General features: G+C 62.5%; 23 protein-coding genes. 17 read left to right on the forward strand and 6 right to left on the reverse strand.

Features of this window, described 5'->3' with window-relative positions:
• Window positions 1–119: 119 nt before the first annotated feature.
• Complete coding sequence (gene hemH, locus HUU46_02715; GenBank protein ID NUM52534.1) at window positions 120–1,145, forward strand: ferrochelatase; 1,026 nt, start codon at window positions 120–122, stop codon at window positions 1,143–1,145.
• A 117-nt stretch (window positions 1,146–1,262) separates the two neighbouring features.
• On the opposite strand, the gene HUU46_02720 is transcribed toward hemH, so the two are convergent.
• On the reverse strand, window positions 1,263–2,357 hold the full coding sequence (locus tag HUU46_02720; GenBank protein NUM52535.1) for a hypothetical protein: 1,095 nt from the start codon (window positions 2,355–2,357) through the stop codon (window positions 1,263–1,265).
• Window positions 2,358–2,371: 14 nt separating this feature from the next.
• Complete coding sequence (locus HUU46_02725) at window positions 2,372–3,301, reverse strand: tyrosine recombinase XerC (GenBank protein ID NUM52536.1); 930 nt, start codon at window positions 3,299–3,301, stop codon at window positions 2,372–2,374.
• Window positions 3,302–3,364: 63 nt separating this feature from the next.
• Here HUU46_02725 and HUU46_02730 point away from each other — a divergent pair, with 63 nt between their 5' ends.
• Together HUU46_02730 and HUU46_02735 are read left to right on the forward strand one after the other, a co-directional pair.
• A complete protein-coding gene (locus tag HUU46_02730; GenBank protein NUM52537.1) occupies window positions 3,365–4,276 on the forward strand; it encodes a decaprenyl-phosphate phosphoribosyltransferase in 912 nt (303 codons plus the stop codon).
• A gap of 66 nt (window positions 4,277–4,342) precedes the next feature.
• Window positions 4,343–5,659, forward strand: coding sequence for a glucose-1-phosphate adenylyltransferase (locus HUU46_02735; protein NUM52538.1), 1,317 nt, complete (start codon window positions 4,343–4,345; stop codon window positions 5,657–5,659).
• A 207-nt stretch (window positions 5,660–5,866) separates the two neighbouring features.
• Here the strand turns inward: HUU46_02735 and HUU46_02740 are convergent, their stop codons facing one another.
• From HUU46_02740 to HUU46_02750, 3 genes are all read right to left on the reverse strand, one after another.
• Window positions 5,867–6,856 (reverse strand): GNAT family N-acetyltransferase, encoded by a 990-nt coding sequence (locus HUU46_02740; GenBank protein NUM52539.1) that lies wholly within the window; start codon window positions 6,854–6,856, stop codon window positions 5,867–5,869.
• Window positions 6,857–6,886: 30 nt separating this feature from the next.
• Complete coding sequence (locus HUU46_02745; GenBank protein ID NUM52540.1) at window positions 6,887–7,834, reverse strand: glycosyltransferase; 948 nt, start codon at window positions 7,832–7,834, stop codon at window positions 6,887–6,889.
• Between the two features lie 169 nt (window positions 7,835–8,003).
• Complete coding sequence (locus HUU46_02750; protein NUM52541.1) at window positions 8,004–8,417, reverse strand: YjbQ family protein; 414 nt, start codon at window positions 8,415–8,417, stop codon at window positions 8,004–8,006.
• 78 nt (window positions 8,418–8,495) lie between these two features.
• Between HUU46_02750 and HUU46_02755 the strand changes: the two genes are divergently transcribed.
• From HUU46_02755 to HUU46_02820, 14 genes are all read left to right on the forward strand, one after another.
• Window positions 8,496–9,359 (forward strand): tetratricopeptide repeat protein, encoded by an 864-nt coding sequence (locus HUU46_02755; GenBank protein ID NUM52542.1) that lies wholly within the window; start codon window positions 8,496–8,498, stop codon window positions 9,357–9,359.
• A gap of 132 nt (window positions 9,360–9,491) precedes the next feature.
• Window positions 9,492–10,766, forward strand: coding sequence for a hypothetical protein (locus HUU46_02760; protein ID NUM52543.1), 1,275 nt, complete (start codon window positions 9,492–9,494; stop codon window positions 10,764–10,766).
• Between the two features lie 201 nt (window positions 10,767–10,967).
• A complete protein-coding gene (locus HUU46_02765; protein ID NUM52544.1) occupies window positions 10,968–11,666 on the forward strand; it encodes a hypothetical protein in 699 nt (232 codons plus the stop codon).
• A 116-nt stretch (window positions 11,667–11,782) separates the two neighbouring features.
• Window positions 11,783–12,169 (forward strand): hypothetical protein, encoded by a 387-nt coding sequence (locus tag HUU46_02770; GenBank protein NUM52545.1) that lies wholly within the window; start codon window positions 11,783–11,785, stop codon window positions 12,167–12,169.
• Between the two features lie 6 nt (window positions 12,170–12,175).
• Window positions 12,176–12,367 carry a hypothetical protein gene (locus HUU46_02775; GenBank protein NUM52546.1) on the forward strand — a complete coding sequence of 64 codons (192 nt, stop codon included), beginning with the start codon at window positions 12,176–12,178 and terminating at the stop codon, window positions 12,365–12,367.
• 137 nt (window positions 12,368–12,504) lie between these two features.
• Complete coding sequence (locus tag HUU46_02780; GenBank protein ID NUM52547.1) at window positions 12,505–13,206, forward strand: hypothetical protein; 702 nt, start codon at window positions 12,505–12,507, stop codon at window positions 13,204–13,206.
• Between the two features lie 594 nt (window positions 13,207–13,800).
• The gene (locus HUU46_02785) at window positions 13,801–16,440 is read left to right on the forward strand and encodes a hypothetical protein (protein ID NUM52548.1); all 2,640 of its coding nucleotides are present in this window, start codon (window positions 13,801–13,803) and stop codon (window positions 16,438–16,440) included.
• Between the two features lie 121 nt (window positions 16,441–16,561).
• The gene (gene nadC / locus HUU46_02790; GenBank protein ID NUM52549.1) at window positions 16,562–17,395 is read left to right on the forward strand and encodes a carboxylating nicotinate-nucleotide diphosphorylase; all 834 of its coding nucleotides are present in this window, start codon (window positions 16,562–16,564) and stop codon (window positions 17,393–17,395) included.
• Complete coding sequence (locus HUU46_02795) at window positions 17,388–18,128, forward strand: biotin--[acetyl-CoA-carboxylase] ligase (GenBank protein NUM52550.1); 741 nt, start codon at window positions 17,388–17,390, stop codon at window positions 18,126–18,128. Before nadC ends, HUU46_02795 begins: the two co-directional genes overlap by 8 nt.
• 3 nt (window positions 18,129–18,131) lie before the next feature.
• The gene (locus HUU46_02800) at window positions 18,132–18,908 is read left to right on the forward strand and encodes a type III pantothenate kinase (GenBank protein ID NUM52551.1); all 777 of its coding nucleotides are present in this window, start codon (window positions 18,132–18,134) and stop codon (window positions 18,906–18,908) included.
• Window positions 18,905–20,848, forward strand: a complete 1,944-nt coding sequence (gene lptC / locus HUU46_02805) for an LPS export ABC transporter periplasmic protein LptC (protein NUM52552.1) — start codon at window positions 18,905–18,907, stop codon at window positions 20,846–20,848. Before HUU46_02800 ends, lptC begins: the two co-directional genes overlap by 4 nt.
• Window positions 20,849–21,598, forward strand: a complete 750-nt coding sequence (lptB, locus tag HUU46_02810; GenBank protein ID NUM52553.1) for an LPS export ABC transporter ATP-binding protein — start codon at window positions 20,849–20,851, stop codon at window positions 21,596–21,598. It begins immediately after the preceding gene.
• Window positions 21,599–22,043: 445 nt separating this feature from the next.
• Complete coding sequence (locus tag HUU46_02815) at window positions 22,044–22,754, forward strand: hypothetical protein (protein ID NUM52554.1); 711 nt, start codon at window positions 22,044–22,046, stop codon at window positions 22,752–22,754.
• Window positions 22,755–22,772: 18 nt separating this feature from the next.
• Complete coding sequence (locus HUU46_02820; protein NUM52555.1) at window positions 22,773–23,477, forward strand: M50 family metallopeptidase; 705 nt, start codon at window positions 22,773–22,775, stop codon at window positions 23,475–23,477.
• 101 nt (window positions 23,478–23,578) lie between these two features.
• Here the strand turns inward: HUU46_02820 and argS are convergent, their stop codons facing one another.
• Window positions 23,579–25,285, reverse strand: a complete 1,707-nt coding sequence (gene argS, locus HUU46_02825) for an arginine--tRNA ligase (GenBank protein ID NUM52556.1) — start codon at window positions 25,283–25,285, stop codon at window positions 23,579–23,581.
• Window positions 25,286–25,294: the final 9 nt, after the last annotated feature.

Consider the following 25,294-nt stretch of genomic DNA (forward strand, 5'->3'; position numbering starts at 1 on the left):
GTTTGTTCGGCTCGATATTCGACGATCGAGTACGATGACGAGTAGGAGCACGAGCACGAATCAACACGAAGCGAAATCGTGAATCCCCATTAGAAGCGGATTCAGAGGGATGCGACGAAATGTATCCAAATGAGCGCGCAGGCGTCCTGCTGATCAATACCGGCTCGACCGACGCGCCGCGGGCGCCGGAAACACGGACCTATCTCAAGCAATTTCTATCCGACCCGCGGGTGCTGGATATCAATCCAGTTGTGCGGTGGTTACTGCTGAACCTAATCATTCTGCGGACGCGCCCGAAGGCCTCCGCGCATGCGTACAGCCAGGTGTGGACGGACAAGGGTTCGCCCTTACTGGTCATTTCAAACGAACTGATGGATGCGCTGAAACAAAAGATGCCGAACGTGGAGTTCGCGATTGGCATGCGTTACGGCACTCCGTCGATCGAGGCGGGCTTCGAGCAATTGATGTCGAAGGGCATCGATCGGCTGATTGTCGCGCCGCTGTTTCCACAGTACTCGTCCGCGGCGAACGGTTCCGCGCTCGAACTCGTCTACGCGCTTGCAGGCAAGCGGTGGAACGTACCGCCGATTTCCGTGCTGCCGCCGTGCTACGCGGAGCCGTCGTTCATCGATGCGTGGGTTGCGGTCGTGAATCCGTATTTGGAATCGTTCAAGCCCGATCTATTGTTGATGAGTTATCACGGCCTGCCCGAGCGGCAGGTGAAGAAAAGCGACAAGACCGGCTCGCATTGCCTGGCGAGTACGTCGTGCTGCGATGCGATTATCGATGCGAACCAGCACTGCTATCGCGCACAATGTTATGAAACGAGCCGGTTGCTGGCAGCGAAACTCGGGCTCGCGCCCGAGCAGTACTCGATATCCTTTCAATCACGCCTTGGCCGCGATCCCTGGATCAAACCCCACACCGATGTCGTGATCCCGACGTTACCCAAGCACGGCGTGAAACGGCTCGCGGTGATCTGTCCCGCGTTCACTGCGGACTGTCTGGAGACCCTCGAGGAAATCGCCATGCGCGCAAAGAGCGATTTTTTGACGAACGGTGGCGAGGCATTCCAGTTTATTCCGTGCTTGAATGCGCACCCGGTTTGGGTGGATGCGTTGAAGGGGTTGCTGGAGAGGATTTAAGAATGGGAGCAATGAGAGGAATGGGAGCAATGGGGTAGCGGATAGAGTTCTCCTTTTTTCCGCTCTAGATTCTTATTGTCCGTATGTTTCTCGTTGGTCTCGTTGCACTTTCCGCGCCTATTGCGACTGCGCAATTCCGTACGCCACCGCAGCAATCAGCGCAGCGCCCGCCAGCGCCGCCAACGTAATCTTGACCCAACTCCAGGGACGCTCGCCTTGCACTTCGCCGGTGCGGGCATTGACGAGGAAGCGGTATATCGTGTTGCGATAGCGGTACGCGCTGAGCCACACAGGCAGCAGGATGTGCTTGAAGGTGACGGCGGCGTACAGAGAGTTCTGCGATGTAACGCGCTGGTGGTCGCCGCCGATGTCGGAGCAAATCGTTTGGTGAATTGTTGGCGCCATGATTTCTTTGGCGCGCTCGAAGCCGTTCGGCAGATCGACTTGGTAACTCTCCGCGCGAAAACCCGCGAGGTAAGCGTCCTGGTACGGCACCAGCTTTTCGAGGTCCCAGGGTTCGAGGGCCTGCGCATACTTTCGCGGCAACGATTCGCTGGCGACGACGAGCACGTCGTCAAACTGGTTGTAGACGGTGCCGCTCACGGACGTCCAGCGCGTGCGGCGCACCTGTCTCGTCCGCCGTTCCGTTCTGCCGTTCACCCGCGTCGTGTACGATTCGGTCACCCAGTAGTCGTCGCCGCGCTGGCCCGAGTAGGTGGTCGTTGTCTTGCAGTCGTACGTCCAATACGGACAGTACAATCCATTGACTGGACTGTCCTGGCGCGCGAGCTTCTTGAGCGCGTTCGGCGCGAACCACAGGCCTCGAATCCATTGCTGGAATAGTTCGCGGGCCCGCTTGTGATCGATGTCGAATGGCAGCAATGCCTTCGGTTTGAACTTTTTCGTCGATGCGCCGGTCGCGACGATATTCGCGCCGCAGAAGGGGCACTGGCCGGATGTCACGTGCGGCGCCTTTGTCGATTCGGCCCCGCACGCGTCGCACTTCACGGTGATGACGTCGATGGTCTCGGCGCTGTTTGCCGCGGCGTCGAGCGCGGCGACATAGTTCAGCTCTTCGATCGGCTCCGCGGAATGCGCGATGGCGTTTTCCGCGCCGCAGTATGGGCATACCTGCGCGCTCGTGCCGGGTTGGTACTCGAGCTTCGCGCCGCACTGGCGGCAGGGGAACATTTGTTGAGTAGTCGCGCTCATCGTTGCGGGATATTCTACGCGTGCGGGTGCGACTGGCGGTAGACTTCTTTCAGCCGCTCGATGCTGACGTGGGTGTATATCTGCGTGCTCGACAGGCTTTCGTGGCCGAGCAGTTCCTGCACCACGCGCAGGTCCGCGCCGGCGTCGAGCATGTGCGTTGCGAACGTGTGCCGTAGCGTGTGCGGGGAAATGTCGCGGTGGTTCGGCAATACCTGGCGCACATAGTGTTCGATGATCCGTTGAATGCTTCGTGTCGTCAGTGGTCCGCCGCGGAAGTTGACGAATACGCGATCGTGATTGGGATCACCCAACTCGGCGCGCACGCGCAGATATGCCTCGATCGCGCTTCGCGCGCAACTGCCGAGATAGGCAATGCGTTCCTTGTTGCGCTTGCCCAGGACGGTCATTACGCCACTCGACAGGTCCATCTGGCCCATGCGCAACCCGGCGCATTCCGCCGCGCGGATTCCGCTCGAGTACAGCGTTTCCATCACCGCGCGATCGCGCAGGCCGAGTGGCTCGTTTGTATCCGGCGCTTCCAGCAGGGCAGTCACTTCCGGAATGCTCAGCACATCGGGAAGTTCGCGCGACAGCTTTGGCGATCGCAGGGCCTCGGCCGGGTTCACGTCGACCGCGCCGGTGCGCATGAAGAACCGGTACGCGGCGCGGATGGAAGCCAGCTTGCGCGCGGACGTGCGCGAGGTGCCGCCGGCGGTTTGCACGTGCGCGAGAAAGGCGCGCACGTCCGTCTTTTGTGCGCGCCGCAATGCATCGAGCGACGCCTCCGGGCGTTCCTCGACTGGCCGGTCGAACGCGTTGGGCCCCGCGACCACGTAGTCGCAGAACTGCTCGAGGTCCTTCACGTACGCCCGCACAGTGTGCAGCGAGAATCCCTTCTCGGCGGAGAGATGGTTCTCGAACAAGGTTGTCGCGGAGTCGCTCATCGTCTGCGCTCATTTTACCACGCGTTCGCGGGGGTCTTGAATTGTTCGGGCGTGTCCTACAGAATGCCGCGTGCTTACAGTAAGAACATCCGCATGATTGGCACGCTCGTCACCGCGTTACGCGTCTATCAATGGCCGAAAAACCTGGTAGTTTTCGGCGCGCTCGTGTTTGCATTGCAGTTGGGCGACGCCGTGCAGGTCACACGCAGCGTCGTCGCGTTTCTGGTCATGTGCGCGGCGTCCAGCACGATTTACCTGTTAAACGATTTGATTGACATCGAGAAAGATCGTGCGCACCCGGAGAAGAAGAACCGGCCCATCGCGAGCGGCGCTCTGCGCGTACCGGTGGCCGTCGCAATGCTGTTGGTACTGGGAGCATGTGCGCTGATCGTGGCGTTCGCATTGCGGGTCGAATTTGCCGGCGCCGTCATCTGCTACCTCGTGCTCAACCTCGCCTATTCGTTCGTGCTCAAGAACATCATGTTGGTGGACGTCATGGCGATCGCGATCAGTTTTGTGATCCGCGGGATCGCGGGCGCGCTCGTGATTAGCGTCGAATTCTCGAACTGGCTGGTGGTCTGCACCTTGTTCCTTGCGCTGTTTCTCGCGCTCGGGAAGCGCCGCCGCGAAATCGGGCTGCTCGAGGAAGAGGCCATCAAGCACCGCGAAGTCCTCGGCCACTACTCCGTGCCGTACCTCGACGCGCTGATGGTCATTCTCGCGGCGACGACGCTGCTCGCGTACACGATCTACACGTGCAGCCCGGAGGTGGTCGAGCGGCTGCACACCGACAAACTCTACGTATCGCTGCCGTTCGTCGTGTACGGCTTGTTCCGTTACCTCTATTTGGTTCATCATAAGAGTGGAGGGGGCGATCCGAGCCGCACACTCGTCCGCGACGTCCCGTTGCTGACGACGGTGCTGCTGTGGGGGCTGACGAACGTCGCGATCATCTACGGGCGCAGCCTGATCTAACCCGGCGAGCGGCGCGCGGGTCGAGTTGTCCCTTTGGCGGGGGACAGGTGCAAACGGGGTGCGAACATGAAGGGCAAGCGGAAGAAGGCGAGTATCGCTGAAATCACGGACAGAGTCGTCGCGCTGATTCTCGGCGGCGGGCGTGGCACACGGCTGTATCCGCTGACGGCCGAGCGCGCGAAGCCCGCGGTGCCGCTCGGCGGGCGCTACCGGCTGGTCGATATCCCGCTGAGCAACTGCATTCACTCCGGCGTAAAGCGCATCTTCGTCTTGACGCAGTTCAACAGCGCGTCGCTCCACCGTCACATCAACAATACGTACAAGTTCGACAATTTCTCCGGCGCATTTGTCGAGATTCTTGCCGCGGAGCAGCGCGCGGAGAGCGGTGATTGGTTCCAGGGCACGGCCGACGCGGTGCGGAAGCACCTGCGCGAGATCGATCACCTCCAGGCGTCGCACTTCATGATTCTCTCCGGCGATCAGCTATACCGCATGGACTACCGCGAGATGCTCGAGACACACGTCAACAGTGACGCGGACATCACCGTCGGCGTGTTGCCTGTCACGCGCGAGGCCGCGCGCGGGTTCGGCGTTCTGAAGGTCGAGTCGGACGGGCGCATCGTCGAGTTCGTCGAGAAGCCGCAAACCGACGAGCAGCTCGATGCGCTGGTCACGCCGTGCGAGGTGTTTGCCGAGCGCGGCATCCAGGCCGAGGGCCGGGCGTATTTGGCGTCGATGGGCGTGTACTTCTTCAAGGCTGATGTGCTCGAGAACATTCTCCGCACCGAGCCGGGCTGGATTGATTTCGGGCGCGACGTCATTCCCCGATCGCTTGCGCCGCGCCACGTCCATTCGCACCTGTTCACCGGATTTTGGGAAGACATTGGAACGGTCCGGTCGTATTACGATACCTGCCTGGAGTTGGTCGGGCCGAACCCGCCATTCCGGTTCCATCAGAATGGCCAACCGATCTACTCGCGCGCGCGGTACCTGCCGGGCGCACAAATTGCGAACGGGCAGGTCAGGGATTCCGTCATCTGCGAAGGCTGCATGATTCATCAGGCGACGATTACGCATTCGCTGATCGGCGTGCGCGCGATCGTGCAATCGGGCGTTGTCATCGAGCGCAGCATCATCATGGGGGCGGACTACTACGAAGAAGAGCGCGCGGTGAAGGGCCCCGTGCCGATCGGGATCGGCGAAGGCTCGCGCATCGTGCGCGCGATTATCGACAAGAACGCGCGCATCGGCAAGGGCGTTGTCATTCAGGGCGGCGAAAACCTGCCCGACTCGGACGGCCTCGGCCACGCTATCCGTGACGGGATTGTCGTCGTGCTCAAGGGCGCGGTCATCCCCGACGGCATGCGCATCGGCGCGCAATAGGCCGATTCAGGAATGAGTTTGCACATTGTTTGCAGTTGAAGTGCTCCTTTACATCCCCCTAAATCCCCCTTCAAAGGGGGACTTAACACGGGACCAATACCTTAGATTTGCGATTCTTAAAGTCCCCCTTTGAAGGGGGATTTAGGGGGATGTGGCCCCGGTCCGTACAAACCGGCGGCGCTATACTCGCGCCATTCAACGCGGCGTCTATCGCTGCAGGTCTTTTCTAAAGGTGAAGACCGAATCGTGGATGACGCAGCCGACCGCCTGAATGCTGCGTTGCATGGGATAGTTTGTTACGTTCGTGGGAATGGTGCCCCAGCGCGTGCCGCTCGCGTTGAGATGCATGAGCACCGACGCCAGTAGTCGCCGGAATACGCCCTTTCCGCGGTATCTCGAATCAACTGCAGCCAATTGGATCATCTCGCATGCGACCCCCGCGATCTGCTTCAATCGCGGCCGGTGGGACCAGAAGGTCAGCCCGATGACACGTCCTTCGTAGCGGCCGACCCACACGAGGTCGGCAAACCCGCGGCAGGCATTGCGCCCCCATTCGTAGTAGACAACCGGCACGCGGTCGCGCGGAACAACCGGATCGATGTTGAACCGGTCCATTGGCGCGAAATTGTTCTGTGACAAGCGCGCTACGTCCTCCACTTCGTCGGCACGTGCCGGGCCGAACTCGAACCCGTCGAGTGGCGTATATAGGGCAGCCGCTTTCTCGCCGTCGGACAAGTAGTCGATGTGGTTGCACAACAGATCGAAGCCCGCGGGCGCCATTGTGGCGATCACCGCGTGGTTTGCGGGCGACGTCTTGTGAATCAGCAGCCGCAGTCCATCGTCACGCCACTGCCTGCATACTTCGTTCAGCCGGGCGACGGCGGCATCCGTTTCCGTACCGGAGGGAAACAAGAAATGATCAAGTGAGATGGATGGGATACCGAGCACTTCGGTGTCCCAGGCGAGCTGCCGCGCCATGATGAGGCAGGGCATGGCCGGATCGAAATATGTGAGTGCGCCATCCTTCTCGTGCGCGCACCGGATATCGTCGAGATGATACGCGACCCACCCATCCTCGGTTATGCCGGGTACATTACGGAATGGCAGGCTGTTGCGCTCGAGAATCCACGCGCGGACGGTTTCTTGCGGAATCGCGTCAAATAACGGAGTGCCGCGCGGGACAAGTTCAAGAGACATGGCGGAGTATCGCAATACGTTTGACGTGCTTCACCCGTCGACGTCCTTCACGACGAAGTAGGGTCGGTTCTGCACCTCGATGTATATGCGCGCGATGTATTCGCACATGAGGCCGGTGGCGATGAGCTGCACGCCGGACAAAACGAAGAACGCGGCGACGACGGCGGAGAGCTGGTTGATGTCGCCTTGCGTGAAACGCACGTAGAGCACGCGCAGGGCCATGAGAAAGCCGATGAATGCAAACGTGAATCCCAGCGGACTGAAGAATTGCAGCGGTGCGGACGTTATCCCCGTCACCAAATCGAAGGTGGTGCGGATCAGTTTCAATGGGCCGTACTTGCTCTCGCCGACGGTGCGCTCGTGTTGCGCAACGTCGACTTCGATCATGCGCACGCCAAGCCAGGCGATATCGACGGGGAGGTAGCGCGAGTGGTGCGTGAAGCGCACCAGCAGCTCGACGACTTCGCGGCGGAGCGCCTTCATGGCACAGCCGAGGTCCTGGACCGTGGTCCGCGTGGTCGCGCGGACGATGGCGTTGATGGCGCGCGAGCCGAGCCGCCGCGTAAACGATTCGTGACGCCCGGTGCGCTTGCCGCTCGCGCAGTCGTATCCTTCGTCGATCTTTGCGATCAACTTCGGGAGTTCTTCCGGCGGGTTCTGGAGGTCGGCGTCGATCATGCAGACGATGCTGCCACGCACGTATTGGAAGCCCGCGTAGGTCGCGGGTCCTTGGCCGAAGTTGCGCGCGAGTTGTACGATGCGCACGCGTGGTTCTTCCGCGCGGATCGCTTTCAACGTTGCGAGACTGCCGTCGGAACTGCCGTCGTCGACGCTGACGATTTCGAACGTGCGCCCCATGCCGTCAAGCGCCGCAATGATGCGCTGGTGCAACTCACGCAGGTTGGGTTCCTCGTTGAAAATGGGGATGACGACGGATATTTCCGGCGCGCCGGTTGATGTATGGTCGCCCTGAGACATGGCGAACGAACGATACTATGGGGTGCGCGATGGGATCAAAGAGTTAGGAAGTTAGGAAGTTAGGAAGCAAGACACCGGGCAAGGAATCGTCGGACACGCCAGACATGTCGGACAAGTCGGACGGGGAAAATTGCCGTGAGCGAGTGTGTGATGTGTTTGACGTTTACGATTACTCGCCCATGGCCTTGACGATGACGCGCTTCTTCCGCTGACCGTCGAACTCGGCGTAGTAGATTTGCTGCCAGGGGCCGAGATCGAGCTTGCCCGCGGTGATGGGGACGATGACCTGGTGGTGGATGACGAGGTTCTTGAGGTGCGCGTCGCCGTTGGTTTCGCCGGTGAGGTGGTGGCGGTAGTCGGGGTTGAACGGCGCGATGCCTTCGAGCCATTCGTCAATGTCGGAGATGAGGCCCGACTCGGCGTCGTTTACGTAGACCGCGGCGGTGATGTGCATCGCGCTGACAAGCACCATGCCCTCCTGAATGCCGCTTTTCGTGACGATCTCCTGCACCGTGTCCGTCATGTTGATGTATTCGCGGTGCTTCTTCGTATTGAACCACAGGTATTCCGTCGCAAACTTCATGATTCGTTCCCTCTGCAAAGCCTTTGCTATGATTTCGCAGCACAAGGCGGATTATACGAAGACGCACGCGGAATCTCTATGCGATCGCACCGAGTCATATGGGTCCTCGCGGGTTGCGTCGCGGTCGCGGCGGCGTTCATCGTGGTCGTGCGCGACGTGCGCGCGCCGGCGGCGAACGGCGAGCTGCGCCCGATGGCGGTGGTGACGTCGCGCCTCACCGAACCGCAGATGCAAATCCTGATCGACGCGATGAAGGCGTGCCTCGAGATCGACCCGCAGGCGCGCCGTCCGAATACGCGCCTGCTGGTCGAGGGCGTTGCGGAGATGGCGTCGTCCGGCAAACTCGAAACGGCGGATACGTTTTATGCGTTGGGCGTGCAACTGAGCGCGCAACGCGATTTTCTGGGCGCGGAGAAAGCGTTTCGAAAAGCGGTCGAACTGCGCGCGGACTGGAAGTGGGGCTACAACCAACTCGGCATCGTCCTGCATTCCATGGGCCGGCCGGAGGATTCGGAGGCGATGTTCCGCAAGGCCATCGAGCTTGACCCGAACTGGGGCCGCGCGCACAACGACCTCGCGATACTGCTGCGGCTGATGGGCCGGATGGAGGAAGCGGAAGCCGAAGCAAAGCGGTCGCTCGAACTCGAACCCAACAGCGTTGCCGGCCACAACAACTACGGAAACCTGCTCGCCGCGCTGGATCGGTTCGAGGAGGCCGAGGCGGAATACCGGCTTGCGCTGAAGCTCGAACCAGACCATCCCGCGCCCTACTACAACCTCGCGTGCCTTGCGAGTCGCCAGGGCCACCACAGCGAGGTGGTGCCGCTGCTGCTGTGCGCGATCGAATTCGACCCCGCGTACCGCGCGGAAGCACGGCAAGACTCGGACTTCGACGCCGTGCGTCACGACGATGCGTTCAGGCTGCTGGTCCGCGCGAAATAGCCCCAATCGACTTCCATCTTGCTACCTGACTTTCCCGCCTCCTGACTTCCTGACTCCTCCCAAAAAGTGCAACGCCGTGGGCATATGAAATGAAGGCATTTAACGCCTTCGCGAAACCACGGAGGTTACGGTATGCCTGGTTGGTTGGATTGGATGCGCAGGAAACGGAGGCCGCGCACAAACGCGATCGCGCCGACGGTCGCCACATTTTCCGAGCACGACACCCGTGCGCGGACGGCGAGCCTGTCGCTGCCCGAGGACCGCGCGGCGTGGGACTGGGGCGCGGGGAATTACATCGGCCTGGCGAACGACACGCCGTTTTTCATGTTGCCGGTGTACCGCTTTCTGCGCGACGCCATTCCCGATATCTCCGACGCGGTCTGGACATGGAAGCGCCTCTGCCAGACGGGCTACGACATCGAGATTCTGCGCGCGTCGTCGGACCAAGCGAAGGCGCGGGCAGAACGGCTGTTGCGCGAACTCGATACGCGGGTGAACGGCGGCGACCGCGGGATGGACGGCCTGCTCGACGTGTTCTATTCTTCGCTGTTCACGTATGGCGCGGCGGCGCTCGAGATTGTGCTGTCGCAGAGCCGCGAGAGCATCCACGACGTGGTGCCGGTGGACGTGTGGACGGTACGGTTCCGCCGAGAAGACGGTGGCTTGCAGCCGTACCAGGTCCACGACGGCGAAGCGATCAAACTGCCGCGCGAGCGGTTCATCTACGTGGGTCTCGATCGCGACGGCACGAACCCCTACGGGCGTTCGATGCTGCGGTCGATTCCGTTCATCGTGAAGATTCAGCAGCGCCTGATCGAGGACATGGCGAAGGCCACGCACAACGCGGGCTGGTCGAAACTGCACGTGCGCTATACGCCGCAGGAGAAACAGCAGGGCGAATCCGTCGAGGCATTCGAACAACGCGTGAAACAGGAATTCAGCCAACTGCGCGAGAAGCTGTCCGGGATTGAAACCGACCAGAACATAATGACGTTTGACAACGTCGGCGTCTCGCTGTTGCGCGGCGATCAGCACGCGCAGAGTTTCTACGAAAACCACAAGGCCATCGAAGAACAAATCATTACCGGCATGCACCTGATGCCGATTCTGCTGGGGCGCAACTACGGCACGACGGAGACCTACGGCACCGCGCAGTTCGAGATCATCAACCGGCAGGTGGAAGCGGTGAACCGGAGCGTCAAACGCATCCTCGAGCGCCTCTACAACTTCGAACTTGCGCTGATGTGGGGCGAGGCGCAGGCGCGCGTGAACATGCGTACAAACCGGACCGTGGACGTGTTGCGCGAGGCGCAGGCGCGCGGCCGCGAGATTGCCAACGCGGTGCAACTGCGTGACGAAGGGTTTGTGAATCAGGAAACCGCGGCGAAGCTGTTGGGAATCGGCTAACGCCGGAACAGGAATGGGAGCGACGAACCGTGTACGAAACCGCTTCAAATGCACATCCCCCTGAATCCCCCTTCAAAGGGGGACTTAAAGAATCGTGAGACGACGCCGGTTGCGTCGTATTGAGTCCCCCTTTGAAGGGGGATTCAGGGGGATGTAAACACGGTACACGCAAACGTGAATCGGTATAGGAGGCTTGACGCAATGGAACTGGAACCATTCATCTTTCGTCGCGAGGGCGCGCTGGTCGCCACGCGGCGCGGACCGGAAGAGAGCGGATTGATCGCGGACGTGAACCGCTACGCGCTGCGCCCGTTGACCGCGGACGAGTTTGCCGTGTTCACGCTCGATCTATGCCACAACCAGGTGGACCGCCACTTCAGCAGGTTCCCGGACGAGGAAATCGAGAAGATCAACGCGATGACACCGGGCCGTCCGCTGATGGAGCGGCACGATCTGCGCGGGTCGCTGCCGCGGGGCACATTCTTCCGCTCGCAGGTGGCGCGCGAGGGCGAACGCGCGACCGTGCGCCCCGACGTATATGTGTTGCGGACGAAGGACAACGAGGACTTCATCCTCAACATCGAGGGCGGCGTGTACCGCGAAACGTCGATTGGGTTTTCGTTCGAGACGCCGGAATGTTCGATCTGCGCGAAGGACCTGCGCACCTGCGATCACGTTCCGGGACGCACGTACGGCGATGCGCAGTGTCATTACGTGATGCGCAACGTGCTCGAAGTGATCGAAGGTTCCGTCGTGTCGTCGGGTTCGCAGGGTACGGGGTTTGTCGCGTTGCAGCGCGAGGCCGTCGCGACGCGGGCCTGTCCGCGGCCGTTACGGGACGCGCTCGACGCCGCGCGGAAGACGTTCCACGAACCAATTGACGTGTGGTCGCGGGAGTGATCAAGTTAGGAAGTTAGGGAGCGAGGAAGTCAGGAAGCAAGACAGGAAAAGCGAGGCAGCGAATAGCGAGTTAGCGAATCGGGAAGTTAAAACTTAGGACACAGAGGGTCGATGAAATGAAATCGCGAGTGGCTCGGCAGGTAGTTTTGTGTGTGTTGGCGGTGGGGTTGATGGGTGTGTTGTTGGTTGGCGGCGTGATTCACGCGCAGGGCGCGAAGTTCAGCCAGCCGGAGCGCGTGCGGCTGGCGATGGACAATTCGCCGGAGGTCGTGATTGCGGCGCTCGAGGCGATCCTGACGCAGGAACAAATCACTGCGTTTGAGACCGTGTTGTTGCCGAAGCCGAGCGACGCCGAGAAACAGAGCGCGCTGGACGACGCAAAGCGGAAACTGATGCTGGCGGGGTTTGCCGCGGACGATCCGGTCATCGTTGCGATTTCGTCGCGCGTAGACGAGATCACCGTGGACGCCGCGCCGGCGGTGGAACCGGCCGCGAAGGAGTAGCGCAGCATGGAAACGGAGAAGACGTGTACGTGCCTGCAGGTAACGGACGTGAAGCTGGCGAACCTCGGCGACGACTTGCGCGAGTTGAAGGACCGCGTGCAACGGCTCGAAATGACGATCGCGCGGGGCGTGATGCTGCTCGTCGCGAACCTTGTCGCGGTCGTGGTCACGCTGTTCCAGCAGATCATGAGGTCGTAGCATGCGATGTTCACGTGCTTGTGCTTGTGCTCGTGCTCGTCGATCGTAATCGATGGCCGAACTGCGAGTACGATGACGACTCACGCGCGCGAGCACGGAGAATCGAACAACAAGCGAAACACTGGGAGCAAATCACAATGTACTGGAAAATCATCCCCGAGCGCGGCGAACCGTCCGCACCCGCGACACGTCATCAAACGCACGGGCGCTTCGTGCTGCACCGGCACCACGACGCGGACGGTCCGCACCTCGATCTGCGGTTCGAGCAGGACGGCTACCTGTCCGGCTTTCGCGTGGACGCGCTCACGCTCGATAACGAGGTGTGCGCATCGGAGAAAGGCGCGCACCCGATTGCCTGGCTCGAGCGTGACGGCGACGCCGTGCGCGAAGACGCCGGCACGTATCACCGGCAGGTCATCAGCGAAAACGAAATGACCATCATGCTGCACGGCGCGCAGGGCATCCGCGTGTTGCGCGCGGTGCGCGAACCCGGGCTGACGCCGAGCCACGTGCGCGACGTGTGCGCGGCGCTCCATACGGGCGGCGCTTCCGCTACCGATGCGGCGCGGCTGATTGCCGACGGAATCGCCGCGCGACGACGCGCCACAGAACGCCTCTGCGGGCTCGCGCGCGAACTCGACGGCGCCGCATTCGACGAGGACGTGTGCCGCCGCAGCCTCGCGCCGCTCACGCTCGAAGACATCCACGCCCAGTTGCGCGGCTACGAAGCCCGCTTCGACGCGAAGTATCCCCCCGCGCCGGTGTCGCGCCCGGAACGACTGCCGGAACGTTCCGCGGCGGACGCGATGGGCAAAGCGCTGGAGATCGCGCGGGGGTAGGGCCGTATCTTCGTCACAGGCCAACGTGTTTGCGGCCGACGATGATCAGAGTACACTGCATAGAGAATCGATTTGTCAGCATGCGCTTCGCGGGCGCGGGCGGCGGCGATGAGCGCAACCGCTAATACTGGGAAGAACAATGATTTCCATACACGCATGCCGGTTATCTCCTTCACAGGACCGTCCGAAGTGGGTGCCGGGCGCGCCAACGACACTTTGATCGTGGCAGCGCGAATCGCTCAATCAGTCTACCGGAATCTGAGGCCAGTGCAATCGGGCCGACCTCGTTTGGAAGTCGAGAAGCCGATTACGAGTGCGCTTTCAGCGCGCGGTGACAGGGGCGTGGACATTTTCCAGGGGCGATGCCCCTGGCTACGGTTGCATTGCGCCTTTGGCGCGCGCGACGAAATGTGCATTTTCGGAACAGGACGATAGCGAATACGAGAGATTGCCTTCGTGGTCCGGGCGGTCGAATCGGGCCGGTATGGAATGGCGCCACGGCTATTGCTGGGGAATGTTGCGGGTTGACTGTTTACTCATTCAAGGCTAGAATCCCCGTTACCCTAATTGGCGCTTGCGGGGAACGTTAAGGGCATGAAACGCTTTAACTTCGGCACCTTTCTTGTCGATGATTCCAATCGACGGGCGTTTCAGGTTTGCCAGGACATCGCGGAACTGAAGCCGGTTGCGCCGTGTCCGGTGGTGCTTTTGGGGGACGAAGGGTGCGGAAAAACGCACCTGTTGTACTCGATTGTAAACCGTATCCGCGCGGGCACCACGAAGACGGGCCTCGCCTATGTGACCGCGCTCGATTTCCCGGACCAGGTGCGCCATCTGATCGACGATCCGTCGCCGGTGGAGCGCGCGCAGAGCGCCGTCCTATTGGTGGATCAACTCGATAAGTTCAAGGACCTCATCGACGAACTCGAGGCCGTGGTCCGCATTTTCCTCGATCACAAGCATTACGTCGTGCTCGCGACGAAGGTGCATCCGGGCCGTCTGCAGAACCTGTCGCGAGGGTTCCGCGAGATCATCGACGCGGGCCAGGTGGTGCAGATTGTGCCGCGCGGGGCGGAATCGCAAATCGAAACGATTCGGCGCCAGGTGCGCGACGAAGCGGACGCGCAGCTCGCAAAGAAGCAGCAGGAAGTCGATGAACTGCGATCGCTGCTGAACCGCGTCGGCAAGGAGACGGCGCCGGACGCGCCGGCGAACGTCGCGGCGTTGCGCGCGGAGTTGGAGGCGGAACGCATCGCGAAGGCGGACCTCGGGCGAAAGTTGGCCGAGGCGCGCGAGCATGCGCAGACCGCGCAGGAAGAGTTGGACCAGTTGCGCGGCGCGGCGCACAGCGTGACGGAACAATCGGGCGCCTTGCGCGCGGAACTGGACCGGCTGCGGCTGGACGCGGCGCGCGTGCAGGAACTCGAGCGGCTCGCGGACGCGTTGCGCGAAGAGGCCGATCAGGCGCGGATGGAAGCGGCGGAAAACCTCGATACGGCGCGCGATCTCCACGAGCAGTTGGAACAGACGCGCGCGGAGGCGGGACGCCACGTGATCGCCGCGGGCGAGGCGCAGGAACTGATCGACAAGGCGAATTTCGAGGCGGCATCCGCGCGCGAGCGGGTCGAGGGCCTCGTCGCGGAGCTGGGATTGATACGCGCGACGCTGCTGGCCGAGCGCGAATCGGCGGGCGTGTTGCGCGCGCAGTTGGAGCAGGCGCAGTCCGAGGCCACGGAAACGCGCAGCCGGTTCGACTTGTTGCGCGGCGAACTCGAGCAGGCGAACGCTACGTCGCGGGCGAAGGGTTCCGAATACGACGGCCTGCGCGCGGAACTCGAGGAGGCGCGCCACGAGGCCAATGTCGCGCGCGAACAATTCGCCGCGGTGCAGCAGGAAATGCACGCGCTTTCGGCAAAGCTTGCGCAGGAGGAAGATTCGGCCCAACAACTTCGCGAACAATTGCGGCAAACGCAGTCGGAATTGGAGGCGTGGCGTTCGCAGGCGAACGCGTTGCGCGGCGAGACGGACGAATTGCGCGGGCAAATCGCGGCCGCGGCCGAGGAGACCGGCCGGCTTCGCGCGGAGATCGACAGCCTGCGCGCGGTGATGTCGGACGCGGACGCATTGCAGAGCGAGTTGGTCGACGTGAAGACGGCATTGGACGATGCACGCAACGACGCGCAGGCGCACCAGCACGAGCGCGACGCGTTGGACGCGCAGGTCGTGTCGCTGAACGCGCAATTGCAGGAGGCGCGCGCCAATACAGAATCGCTCGTGGGGCGGCTCGAGACCGTGTTGTCGCAGGTGGAATCGCACCGGGCGCGGTCGACGGAGCAGAGCGCGGCGTATCGCCGGCAGATCGAGGAATTGGAAGCGCTCATCGAACAGCATGCGCGCACGGCGGTCGATCCCGAGGTGTTGGCGACCGTGAAGGCGCAGGCGGACGAGGCGGTTTCGCAGATTGATGCGTTGCGCGCGGAATTCGAGCGCGAGCGCGCGGAGTTGGCCGCATCGAGCGAGCGGTTGCGCGCGGAGTACGATGCGCAATTGGGCGCGCTGCAACAGGAACTCGAATCGACGCGGCGCGAGGCGGAGGAAGTCGACGCCGAGCGCGAGCGATTTCGCGTCGAACTGGAAACGGTCAGGAGGGAGTCCGAGTCCGCGCGCGGCCAGATCGACGAACTGGTGCAGTCGCGGGAATCCGCGGCGGCGTCCTTCCTCGATGCCGAGCGCGACCGCGAGCAGTTGCGCGCGTCGTTGGCGCAGGCGCAGGAGCAGCGGCACAAGTTCCAGACGGAATCGGCGAAGTTGCGCGCGGAGCGCGATGCCGTGCGCGGCAAACTCGAACAGGCCGAACGCGCGCTCGAGGAACGCGCCAGCGAAGTGGATGCGTTAAAGCGGAACGCGGCGGCGGCGCAGTCGCTCGCGGGCGAACTCGAGGGCCGGGTCGCGCGGCTTGAGAAGGAACGCGAGTCGCTCAAGGAAACCGCTCAAAACCTGCAACGGCAAATGGAACAGGTGGCAAGCAACCTGATGCAGAGCGGGCAGGCGTTTTTCGCCGCGCTCGGCTCGAACCAGCCCGTTCCCGACGACAACAACCGGCCACGCCCGCAGCCCGCCCCGCGCCCCGCGGGCGGTGAAGCGGACACGTGGGGCCCCGGCGGCGTATCGGTGCTGCGCCCGCTGGACGACCTCGCGCCCCTCGAAGAGGACGGCGGTAACCGCACGATATAGGTGTGGTTGCGTCGCTTTCCCCGGCCTACGCGTGCTAATCTATTCCGATCAGGCCGGAATTCTCAGTTAATTCTCCGCGACGCGCCAACTCTGCCGCGGCGGATTGCGGCCGCCAGGAGCCATGTTAGGGTTAGATTCAGTAATCCGTGATGCGCTGCTCGAGGACATCGGGCGTGGCGACGTCACGACGGAGGCGACGGTGCCGGAGGACGCGCGGTGCCGCGCGCGGCTGTACGCGAAGCAGGATGGCGTGCTCAGCGGCATTGGCGTGTTTCGCGCGGTCTTCCACCAACTCAACGCCGGCGTGTCGGAATGGCGGGCGCTGGAGAATGGCGCGCGCTTCTCGAAAGGGCAGGACATCGCGACGTTCGAGGGCGGCACGCGCGCGGTGCTCTCCGGGGAGCGGGTCGCGCTGAACTTTTTGCAGCGGCTCTCGGGAGTCGCGACGCTGACGGCGGCGTTGGTGGCGAAGGTGAACGGATTGAGCGTACGCATCTGCGATACGCGCAAGACGACACCGCTGCTGCGGCAATTCGAAAAGGACGCGGTGCGCCACGGCGGCGGATCGAACCATCGGTTCGCGTTGTACGACGGCATTCTAATCAAAGAGAACCACATCACCGCGGCGGGCGGCGTGAAGAACGCCGTGCTGGCAGCCATCGACAAGTCGCACCACCTTATGAGCGTGGGCGTGGAAGTGAGGACGATGGCGGAATTGGCGGAGGCGATCGGAGCGGGCGCGGACGTGGCGCTGCTGGACAACATGACCATCGAGCAAATGCGCGAGGCGGTGGCGCTTGCGAAAGGCAAGCCCATTGTGCTCGAGGCGAGCGGGAACGTGACGCTCGATACGGTGCGCGCGATCGCGGAGACGGGCGTGCACATCATTTCGGTCGGCGCGCTGACGCATTCCGCGCCGGCGATCGACTTGTCGCTCGAGATCACGAATGCCTGACCTGCTGCGAAAACCGCCCTTGCTCGCGACGCCGCTGATCACGCACGTGGTCGGTTCGCGGGTGATCGTATACGAGACGACGACCTCGACGAACGACTGTGCGCTGCGGCTTGGCGGCGACGGCACGGTCATCGTCGCGGAAACGCAAACGGCGGGACGCGGCCGGCACGGGCGCGCGTGGCACAGCAAGCCGGGAATGGGGCTGTACTTCAGCGTGGCGTTCGAGGGGGCCGTCGAAGGCCTCGCGTTTGCGGCGCCACTGGCCGTGCGCGACGCGGTGGCGCCATTCGCGGACGCGAAACTGAAATGGCCGAACGACGTGCTGATCGACGGCAAGAAGTTTTGCGGTGTGCTGGTCGAGACGCGCAAAGGTCGCACCGTGGTGGGCATTGGCATCAACGTACACCACATGATCGAGGACTTTCCCGAAGACGTACGCCACCGCGCGACATCCATCGAGGCGGCAACCGGCGTTCATTGCGATCGCGGCGAGTTGTTGCGCGACGTTTTGACGCACCTTGACGAGCGGGTTATGGTGATTCGCTCGGGCAACGTCGACACGGTCTTCGCCGAGTGGGCGGACGCGTGCGACGTCGTGGGGCGGCGCGTGCGCTGGACGCGTTGCGAGGGCGTGGTGGACGCGATCGACCGCGACGGCGCGCTGATCGTCCGCGCGGCGGGCGGTTTGCAGCGCGTGATGCTCGGCGAGATTGTGGAACTGGAGGGCGCCTAGGCCATGCTCCTCGTGATGGACGTGGGCAATTCGCACACAAAGATTGGTTTGTTCGACGGCGAGTCGCTCGTCGCGAATTGGCGGATTGTGACGACGTCCGGGCGCACGACCGACGAGTTGCGCGTGATGCTGAACGCGCTGTTGACGCAGGAAGACGTCGCGGCGCAATCGATCGGCGGATGCTGCATCGCGAGCGTAGTGCCGCCGGTGAACCCGACCATCGAGGCCGTGTGCAAGGCCTTGTTCAACGTTACGCCGGTGTTCGTCGTGCCGGGCGTGCGCACGGGAATCACGATCAAGGTCGAGAACCCGAAAGAAGTCGGCGCGGATCGCATCGTGAATTCGGTCGCGGCGGCGGAGGAATACGGCGGTCCGGTGATCGTGGTCGATCTCGGGACTGCGACGAAGTTTGAGGTCATTTCTGAGAATGCGGAGTATTTGGGAGGAGTGATTGCGCCGGGCGTGCAGATATCCGCGGATGCGCTGTTCGACCGGTGCGCGAAACTCGCGCGGATCGAGATCGCCACGCCCGATCACGTGATCGGCAAGGACACGGTGTCGCACATTCGCGCGGGGCTGACCTACGGCAACGCGGACATGGTGGACGGCCTCGTGGCGCGTATCGCGCACGAGATGCACGCGCACCCGAAGGTGATTGCGACGGGCGGGTTCGCGCCGCTTATCGGGCCGTTGTGCCGGCGCATTGACCACGTCGATCCACTTCTAACATTGAAGGGATTGCGGGCCGTTTTCGTCAGGAACGAAAAGGCGGCGGTGTGAAGCGAAACTACTTGATCGTCTGCACGGCGTTATTCGTAGCGGCGTGCGGATCGTCCGAGAAAGTGGCGGAGGCGCCGGCGGCGTCATCCGCGGCTGCACCACCCGCGTCGGAACCCGCGCCGCCTCCAATGCCGGCGCCCGAGGACACTGTCGCCACGAGCAGCGGCACGAAGCTGCGGTATTTCCGGGACGTGCTCGATTCGGACCAACCGCAGAAGCCGAGCTTCGAACTCGAGGCGGAACGCTTCTCGATGACCACGGATAACGTTTACTTCGTCGAGAAGGCGACGGCCGTCGCGTACGGTCAGGACGGCACGGAGACGCGGTTCGAGGCGGGCGGAGGCGAATTCGACGACAACACGAAGACGACGAAACTGACCGGTGACGTCGTGTGCTCGATGGGCACGCAGCGCGTCGAGATGCAGGACGTGGTGTGGACGAACGAGACACAGACCGCGGCCACCCCAAACCGCGTGATCGTGAGCGACGGCGAAACGAGACTCCAGGCGGCGAGCATGGAGTACAACACGGACACGAAGACGCTGCGCCTGCCCAACCTTTCCGGCGTTGTCAGCACAAAATCGCAAGCGGCAGCCGACGCGGCGGCGGGCGCGGAACCGGGGGCGTTCGAATCGATTGAAGTGAAGAAGGGCGGTCTGGGCGAGTTTGTGGACGGGCAGTTGCAGCACATCGCCGGTGGCGTGGAGATTGCGTTGCGCGCTGCCGACCCGAGCGCGAAACCGATGGTGCTTGCCGCGGAGAAGATCGCGTTCGCGTGGGACGAGGGCGAGCGCACGAAACCGAAATCGATAGGACTCGATGGCGGCGTGAGCGTTGACGGTCCGCAAGGCCTCGTGACCGCGAACACTGCAAACCTTAATCTCGCGGAGAACACGCTCGAGTTTGCCGGCAATGTACAGGGCAAGTCGGACTCGATCGAGTCGTTCGACGCGGAACGTATCGTCTACGACATGAAGTCGGGCGATTCGGAAATGTCGAATCTCGTTGCGCGCGGAATCTCGATGGGCGCGCCGAGCGGCGAGGCGAAGAGCGGCGCGGCGGATTTTTCGACGATGAACATCGAGCGGGCGGGCCGCGTCGTGTCGCAGGGCGGGCAGGTGAAGAACATGAGCGGCGGCGTTTCCATTTCGCTGCAACCGCGCGATGCAGGCGGCAAGCCGATGAAGCTGAACGCGGGCGAGGCGATCTTCTCGTGGAGCGGGGACGGCGGGCAGCCTACGGCAATCGCCATGCGCGGGAGCGTGCGGGTGGACGGACCGCAGGGCGCAATCCGCGCAGAGCGCGGCGATTTCGATCTCGCGAAGAAACAACTCGTGTTCTCCGGCAAGGTGAATGGCAGTTTGCCGCAGTTGGAGCGGTTCGATTCGGACAAGGTCACCTTCAACATCGAATCGGGCGACGCGCTCATGACCAATGTCACGGCGAAGGGCCTTGTCATGGGGACGGAGCCACAAGGCGATGAACCGGCGAAGGACGGCGAGAAGAAGACCGGCTATTCGCGGATGGACATTGAGTCCGCACCGGAGGTCTCACTGACGGGACAGCAATTGAACTGGATGCGTGGCGGCGTTTCGCTGACGATGCACGCAGCGGATCCAAAGGAAGCGCCGATGACGTTGAAGGCGCAGGAACTCACGTTCGCGTACGGGAAGGAATCGGCGAGTCCGGAGCGCGTTTCCATAGGCGGCGGCGTGGACGTGCAGCGCGAAACGTCGCGTATTCAATCCGATACCGGCGAGCTGGATTTGGAAAAGCAGTTGCTCACGTTCGACGGCAACGTGCGTTTGGCGTCGCCGGGTACGGAGGATGCAACGGCGACGCGAATCACGTACAACCTTGCCACCGGCGAGCGGACCACAAAGGGGTTTGTGGCGAGCCGCATCCAAGCCAAGCCCACGACCGAATCGGCGAAGCAGTAAATGATTTCTACGACCGACTCCGCCGGGACGCCGCTGCTGCGCGCGGAAGGACTTGTGATGAAGTTCAAGCGCCGCGCCGTTGTGAACGACGTGGCGATCGAGCTGGGCGCGGGCGAGGTGGTCGGGCTGCTCGGTCCGAACGGCGCGGGCAAGACGACGACGTTTCGCATGGTCGTCGGCATGCTGCGTCCGACCGCGGGGAAAATCTTTTTCAATGGCGTGGACGTGACACGGTACGCGATGTACCGGCGCGCGCGCGAGGGCATGGCGTATCTGCCGCAGGAGGCGTCGGTGTTCCGGCGGCTGACGGTACGGCAAAACTTGCTGGCCGTGCTCGAACACATGCCGTTGAAGACCGCGGAACGGCGCGCGCGCGCTGACGAGTTGATGAAAGAACTGAACATCGCGCACCTCGCCGACGCGCCCGCGTACACACTTTCCGGCGGGGAGCGGCGACGCACGGAAATTTGCCGCGCGCTGGTGACGCACCCGAAGGTGTTTCTGTTGGACGAACCGTTTGCGGGGATCGATCCGATTGCCGTGGCGGAACTGCAGGACATCGTGCGCTCGCTCAAGCGCACGGGCATCGGCGTGCTGATCACGGACCACAATGTCCGTGAGACGCTGGGGATCACGGATCGCGCGTACATCATTGGGGAAGGAAAAATTCAGGTTGCGGGCACGCCGGACGAGATCGCGTCGAGCGAGATTGCGAGACGGACGTACCTGGGCGAGCGGTTTACGATGTAGGGGCGGTGTTGGGGGGGGGTGGGAGAATGGGAGTTATGGGAGCAATGGGAGCAATAGGACTCGCGGGCTTGCGTTGCCGATAGGTTGTTGGCGTCATACCTATTGGCGGTATTTTGGTGGGAGTTCATTCTAGAGCAGTTCAAGCTTGATCACGCTGTTTGTTTCGTGCTTCTGCTCGTCATCGTACTCGATCTTTTCGAGTATCGAGTGCGAGTACGATGACGACTCACGAGCACGAGCACGCGGTGCAGCCGACCTTGAAACGCCCCAGACTTCGTTGCGCGCGGTGACAAGTCTTCTGCGGACTCCATCGGCATTAGTGTTGGGACCTGTTGAGTTTGAATCATTGGCCCCACGGCCTTCATAGCTTCCTTCCGGTTAGTGCAGTTCCGTAGCGTTCGCCGTTCACGTTGAATTGTCGCGTTCAATCGGGTGAAATGGCGGCATGCAACTTGAATTTTCCTTGCGCGACGAGACCGAACTCGAGCACGACCTCGCAACGCTAACCGGATCGCCGCTTCGGCTCATGATCACGGACAATTCGCGCACGGTCATGTCCGTCGCGCCGGACCCCGTATTCGGCGGCGTGCGCGTGCGGTTGCACCACATGTTTCTCGACGCCGATCCGGAAGTCGTGCGCGCGGTGGCGGCATGGGTGAAGCGTCCGAAGTCGCGTTCGGGCGCGCCGGTAATCGATGCGTACATTCGCGAGAACCGGCATCGCATGCGGCGGAAGGCGCGCCGTGTAACGACCGTGCAGGCGCGGGGCGTCCATCACGATTTGCGGAAACTCTTCGATGAGGTAAACGGCGCGCACTTCGGCAACACGATCACCGCGGCGATCACGTGGGGCAAGCGCGGCAACGGCGCGCGGCGGCGGCAGCGCACGATTCGTTTCGGCAGTTACACGGTGGACGACAACCTTATCCGGCTGCACCCTGTATTGGATCAATCGTTCGTACCGGCGTATTTCGTTCGGTACATCGTGTTTCACGAAATGCTGCATGCGCATCTCGGCATCGAAGAGAGCGAAACGGGGCGGCGCCGCATCCACACGCGGGAGTTTGCGCGAATCGAGCGCGCGTATCCGGACTACGCGCGGGCTTGCGCGTGGGAAGCGAACGCCGCAAACATCCGGAAGCTGCTGAAGAAATGACGAACGCGGTAACGCAAAATGCCGGCGCGCGGCAAGATTGATTTCGCGCAGGCGGCCGGGCTGGTCACGTTTATCGTGATCATCACGGTGTTGTGGAACACGTGGGCGGTGTACCCGCTGCGATTGCTGGTCGTCTTCTTTCACGAACTCAGCCACGGCCTCGCGGCGATTGCGACGGGCGGGTCAATCGTCGAAATTCAGATGAACGCGCAGGAGGGCGGGCATTGTGTCACGCGCGGCGGGTCGCCCTTTCTCACCATCTCCGCGGGGTATTTGGGCAGCCTGCTGTGGGGCGGCGCGATTCTGCTTGTGGCGACGCGCACGAGGGGAAGCCAGATTGCGGTTGAGTTGTTGGGCGCGCTGCTGCTGCTCGTCACAATCGTTTGGGTGCGGCCGGTAATCGGGTTCGGGTTTGGGTTCGGACTAATCACGGGGCTGGTATTGATCGGATCGGCATATCTGTTTAAGCCGATTGTCCACGAGACGATGTTGACGGCCATCGGCCTGACGAGTTGCATGTACGCGGTGCTCGATATCAAGAGCGATATCCTGGATCGGCCCGAAGCGGTCTCCGATGCGGTGTTGCTCGCGAACGCGACGGGCGTTCCCGCGTGGATTTGGGGCGTGGGGTGGTTTGCGATCTCGATCGCGCTGGCGGTGCGGGTCATCGTCGTGGCGTGCCGGCGCACGCCGCAGAATGCGCCGCCGGTGGAGCGGGTATAGTCCGGATTGAAAGAACCAAAAGGACTCAAGGGGCCTATAAGGTCTTCAGGTCGTTGGGGAAAAGTACAGCCGCGCAAAGCCCGGACATTGCGCCGGCCGTGTTACATGCGTTCGAGCGCGGTGATGCCGAGCAGGTGCAGGGCGTTTTCGAGCGTGGTGCGCGTGGCGGAACAGATGAGTCCGCGGGCGATCCGCTGCGCTTCGGTGGGCGCGTCGCGAACGGGGCATTCGTGATAGAAGGTCGTGAACGCGCGCGCGGTCTCGAGCGCAAACTGGGCGATGGGCGCGACGCTGTGCGTATGTGCCGCGTTTGCGACGACATCCGGGAACGCCGCGAGCTTGGAGAGCAACGCCCATTCGGCGTCGGTCTCGACGGGGAAGTTGTCCGGCGGCGTCGCGGGGAGGGCTGTTTCGAGTTTGCGCAGAATGGACGAGATGCGCGCGCACGAGTATTGCACGTAGGGGCCGGTGTCGCCGGTGAAGGATAGACTCGCGTCCCAATCGAATATCACGTTCTTGTTCGCGCCGACCCGGAGGATGGCGAATCGAATCGCGCCGACGGCGACGCGTTCCGCGATGGTTTTGCGCTCGCCGGCGTCCAGGTCCTTGCACTGTTCGTCCACGCGTTCGGCGGCGCGGGCGGTGGCTTCGTCGAGGAAATCGGATAACAGGACGACTTTGCCCTGGCGCGTGGACATCTTGCCCTCTTTGAGCAGGATATACGAATAGTAGATCGGTTCGGGCGCGCCCATGCCGGCGGCGGCGAGCATGAGCGCAATCTGCTGCATGTAGACTTTGTGGTCTTCGCCCAGCACAATCAGATTAAGGTCCGCGCCCTTCGACATCTTTTCGATCGTGTAGGCCATGTCGCGGTACACGTACATCGAACTGCCGGTCGATCGAAGCAGGGCGAGGTAGCGGTGCTCGTTGTCCGGATGCTGGGGATAACCGATCTTGCACATGTCAACGGAGAGGCGTTTCTCTTCGTCTTCGAATAGGGCGTCTTTCTCGCGCAGCGCCGCGAGGACGGCATCGAGCCGCGGGTCCTTCACGAAGTCCGATTCGCGATCGAACCGATCGTAGCGGATGCCGAGCCGGGCGAGCACGGCCAACTGTCCCTGCAAACAGAGTTCGGTGACGGCATAGAACTTCTTCTTGACCTCGGCGTCGCCCTGTTCGATTTTCGCCAGGAGTTCGAAGCCGGCCTCCGCGAACGCGCTGTCCTGTTCCGAGCGGGCATGCGCTTGCGCGTACACGTTCAGCATCTCGTCGAAGGTCAGGGTGCTTGGGTCGTCGCACGCCAACACGAGCAGCGCGATCTGGCGGCCGATGTCGTTGACGTAATAGTGGACTTCGACGTCGAAATCCTCGAAGCGGAGCAGTCGGACGAGGCTGTCGCCGATCATGGCATTGCGGGCGCGGCCTACGTGCGGGCTTGCGTTCGGGTTGATGCTGGTGTGCTCGACGAGGGCGCGCTTGCCGGCGCCGCTCGCGTTCGATCCGTACCGCTTGCCGTCCGCGAGGATGCGCGCGGCAATTCCGCGTCCGAACACGTTGCGATCGAGTTTGAAGTTTACGTATGGGCCCGCGAGCGTGACGCCGACGACGTCCGCGCCGAACGTAACTTCGTCCTGGATGGCCGCGGCGAGTCTTGGCGGGGCCATGCCCAGTTTTTTCGCGGGTTCGAATGTGCGCAGCGCGACGTCCGCGATTTCGACTTTTGGCGCGGGCGCGAAGACGAGGTCCTCGCGCGTGAGTTGAGGAAAGGCGGCGAGAATGGGCGCCGCCAATGAGTCATACGTGTGCATAGGCGAAGT

This window comes from Candidatus Hydrogenedentota bacterium (assembly GCA_013359265.1).
Lineage (GTDB): Bacteria > Hydrogenedentota > Hydrogenedentia > Hydrogenedentales > SLHB01 > JABWCD01.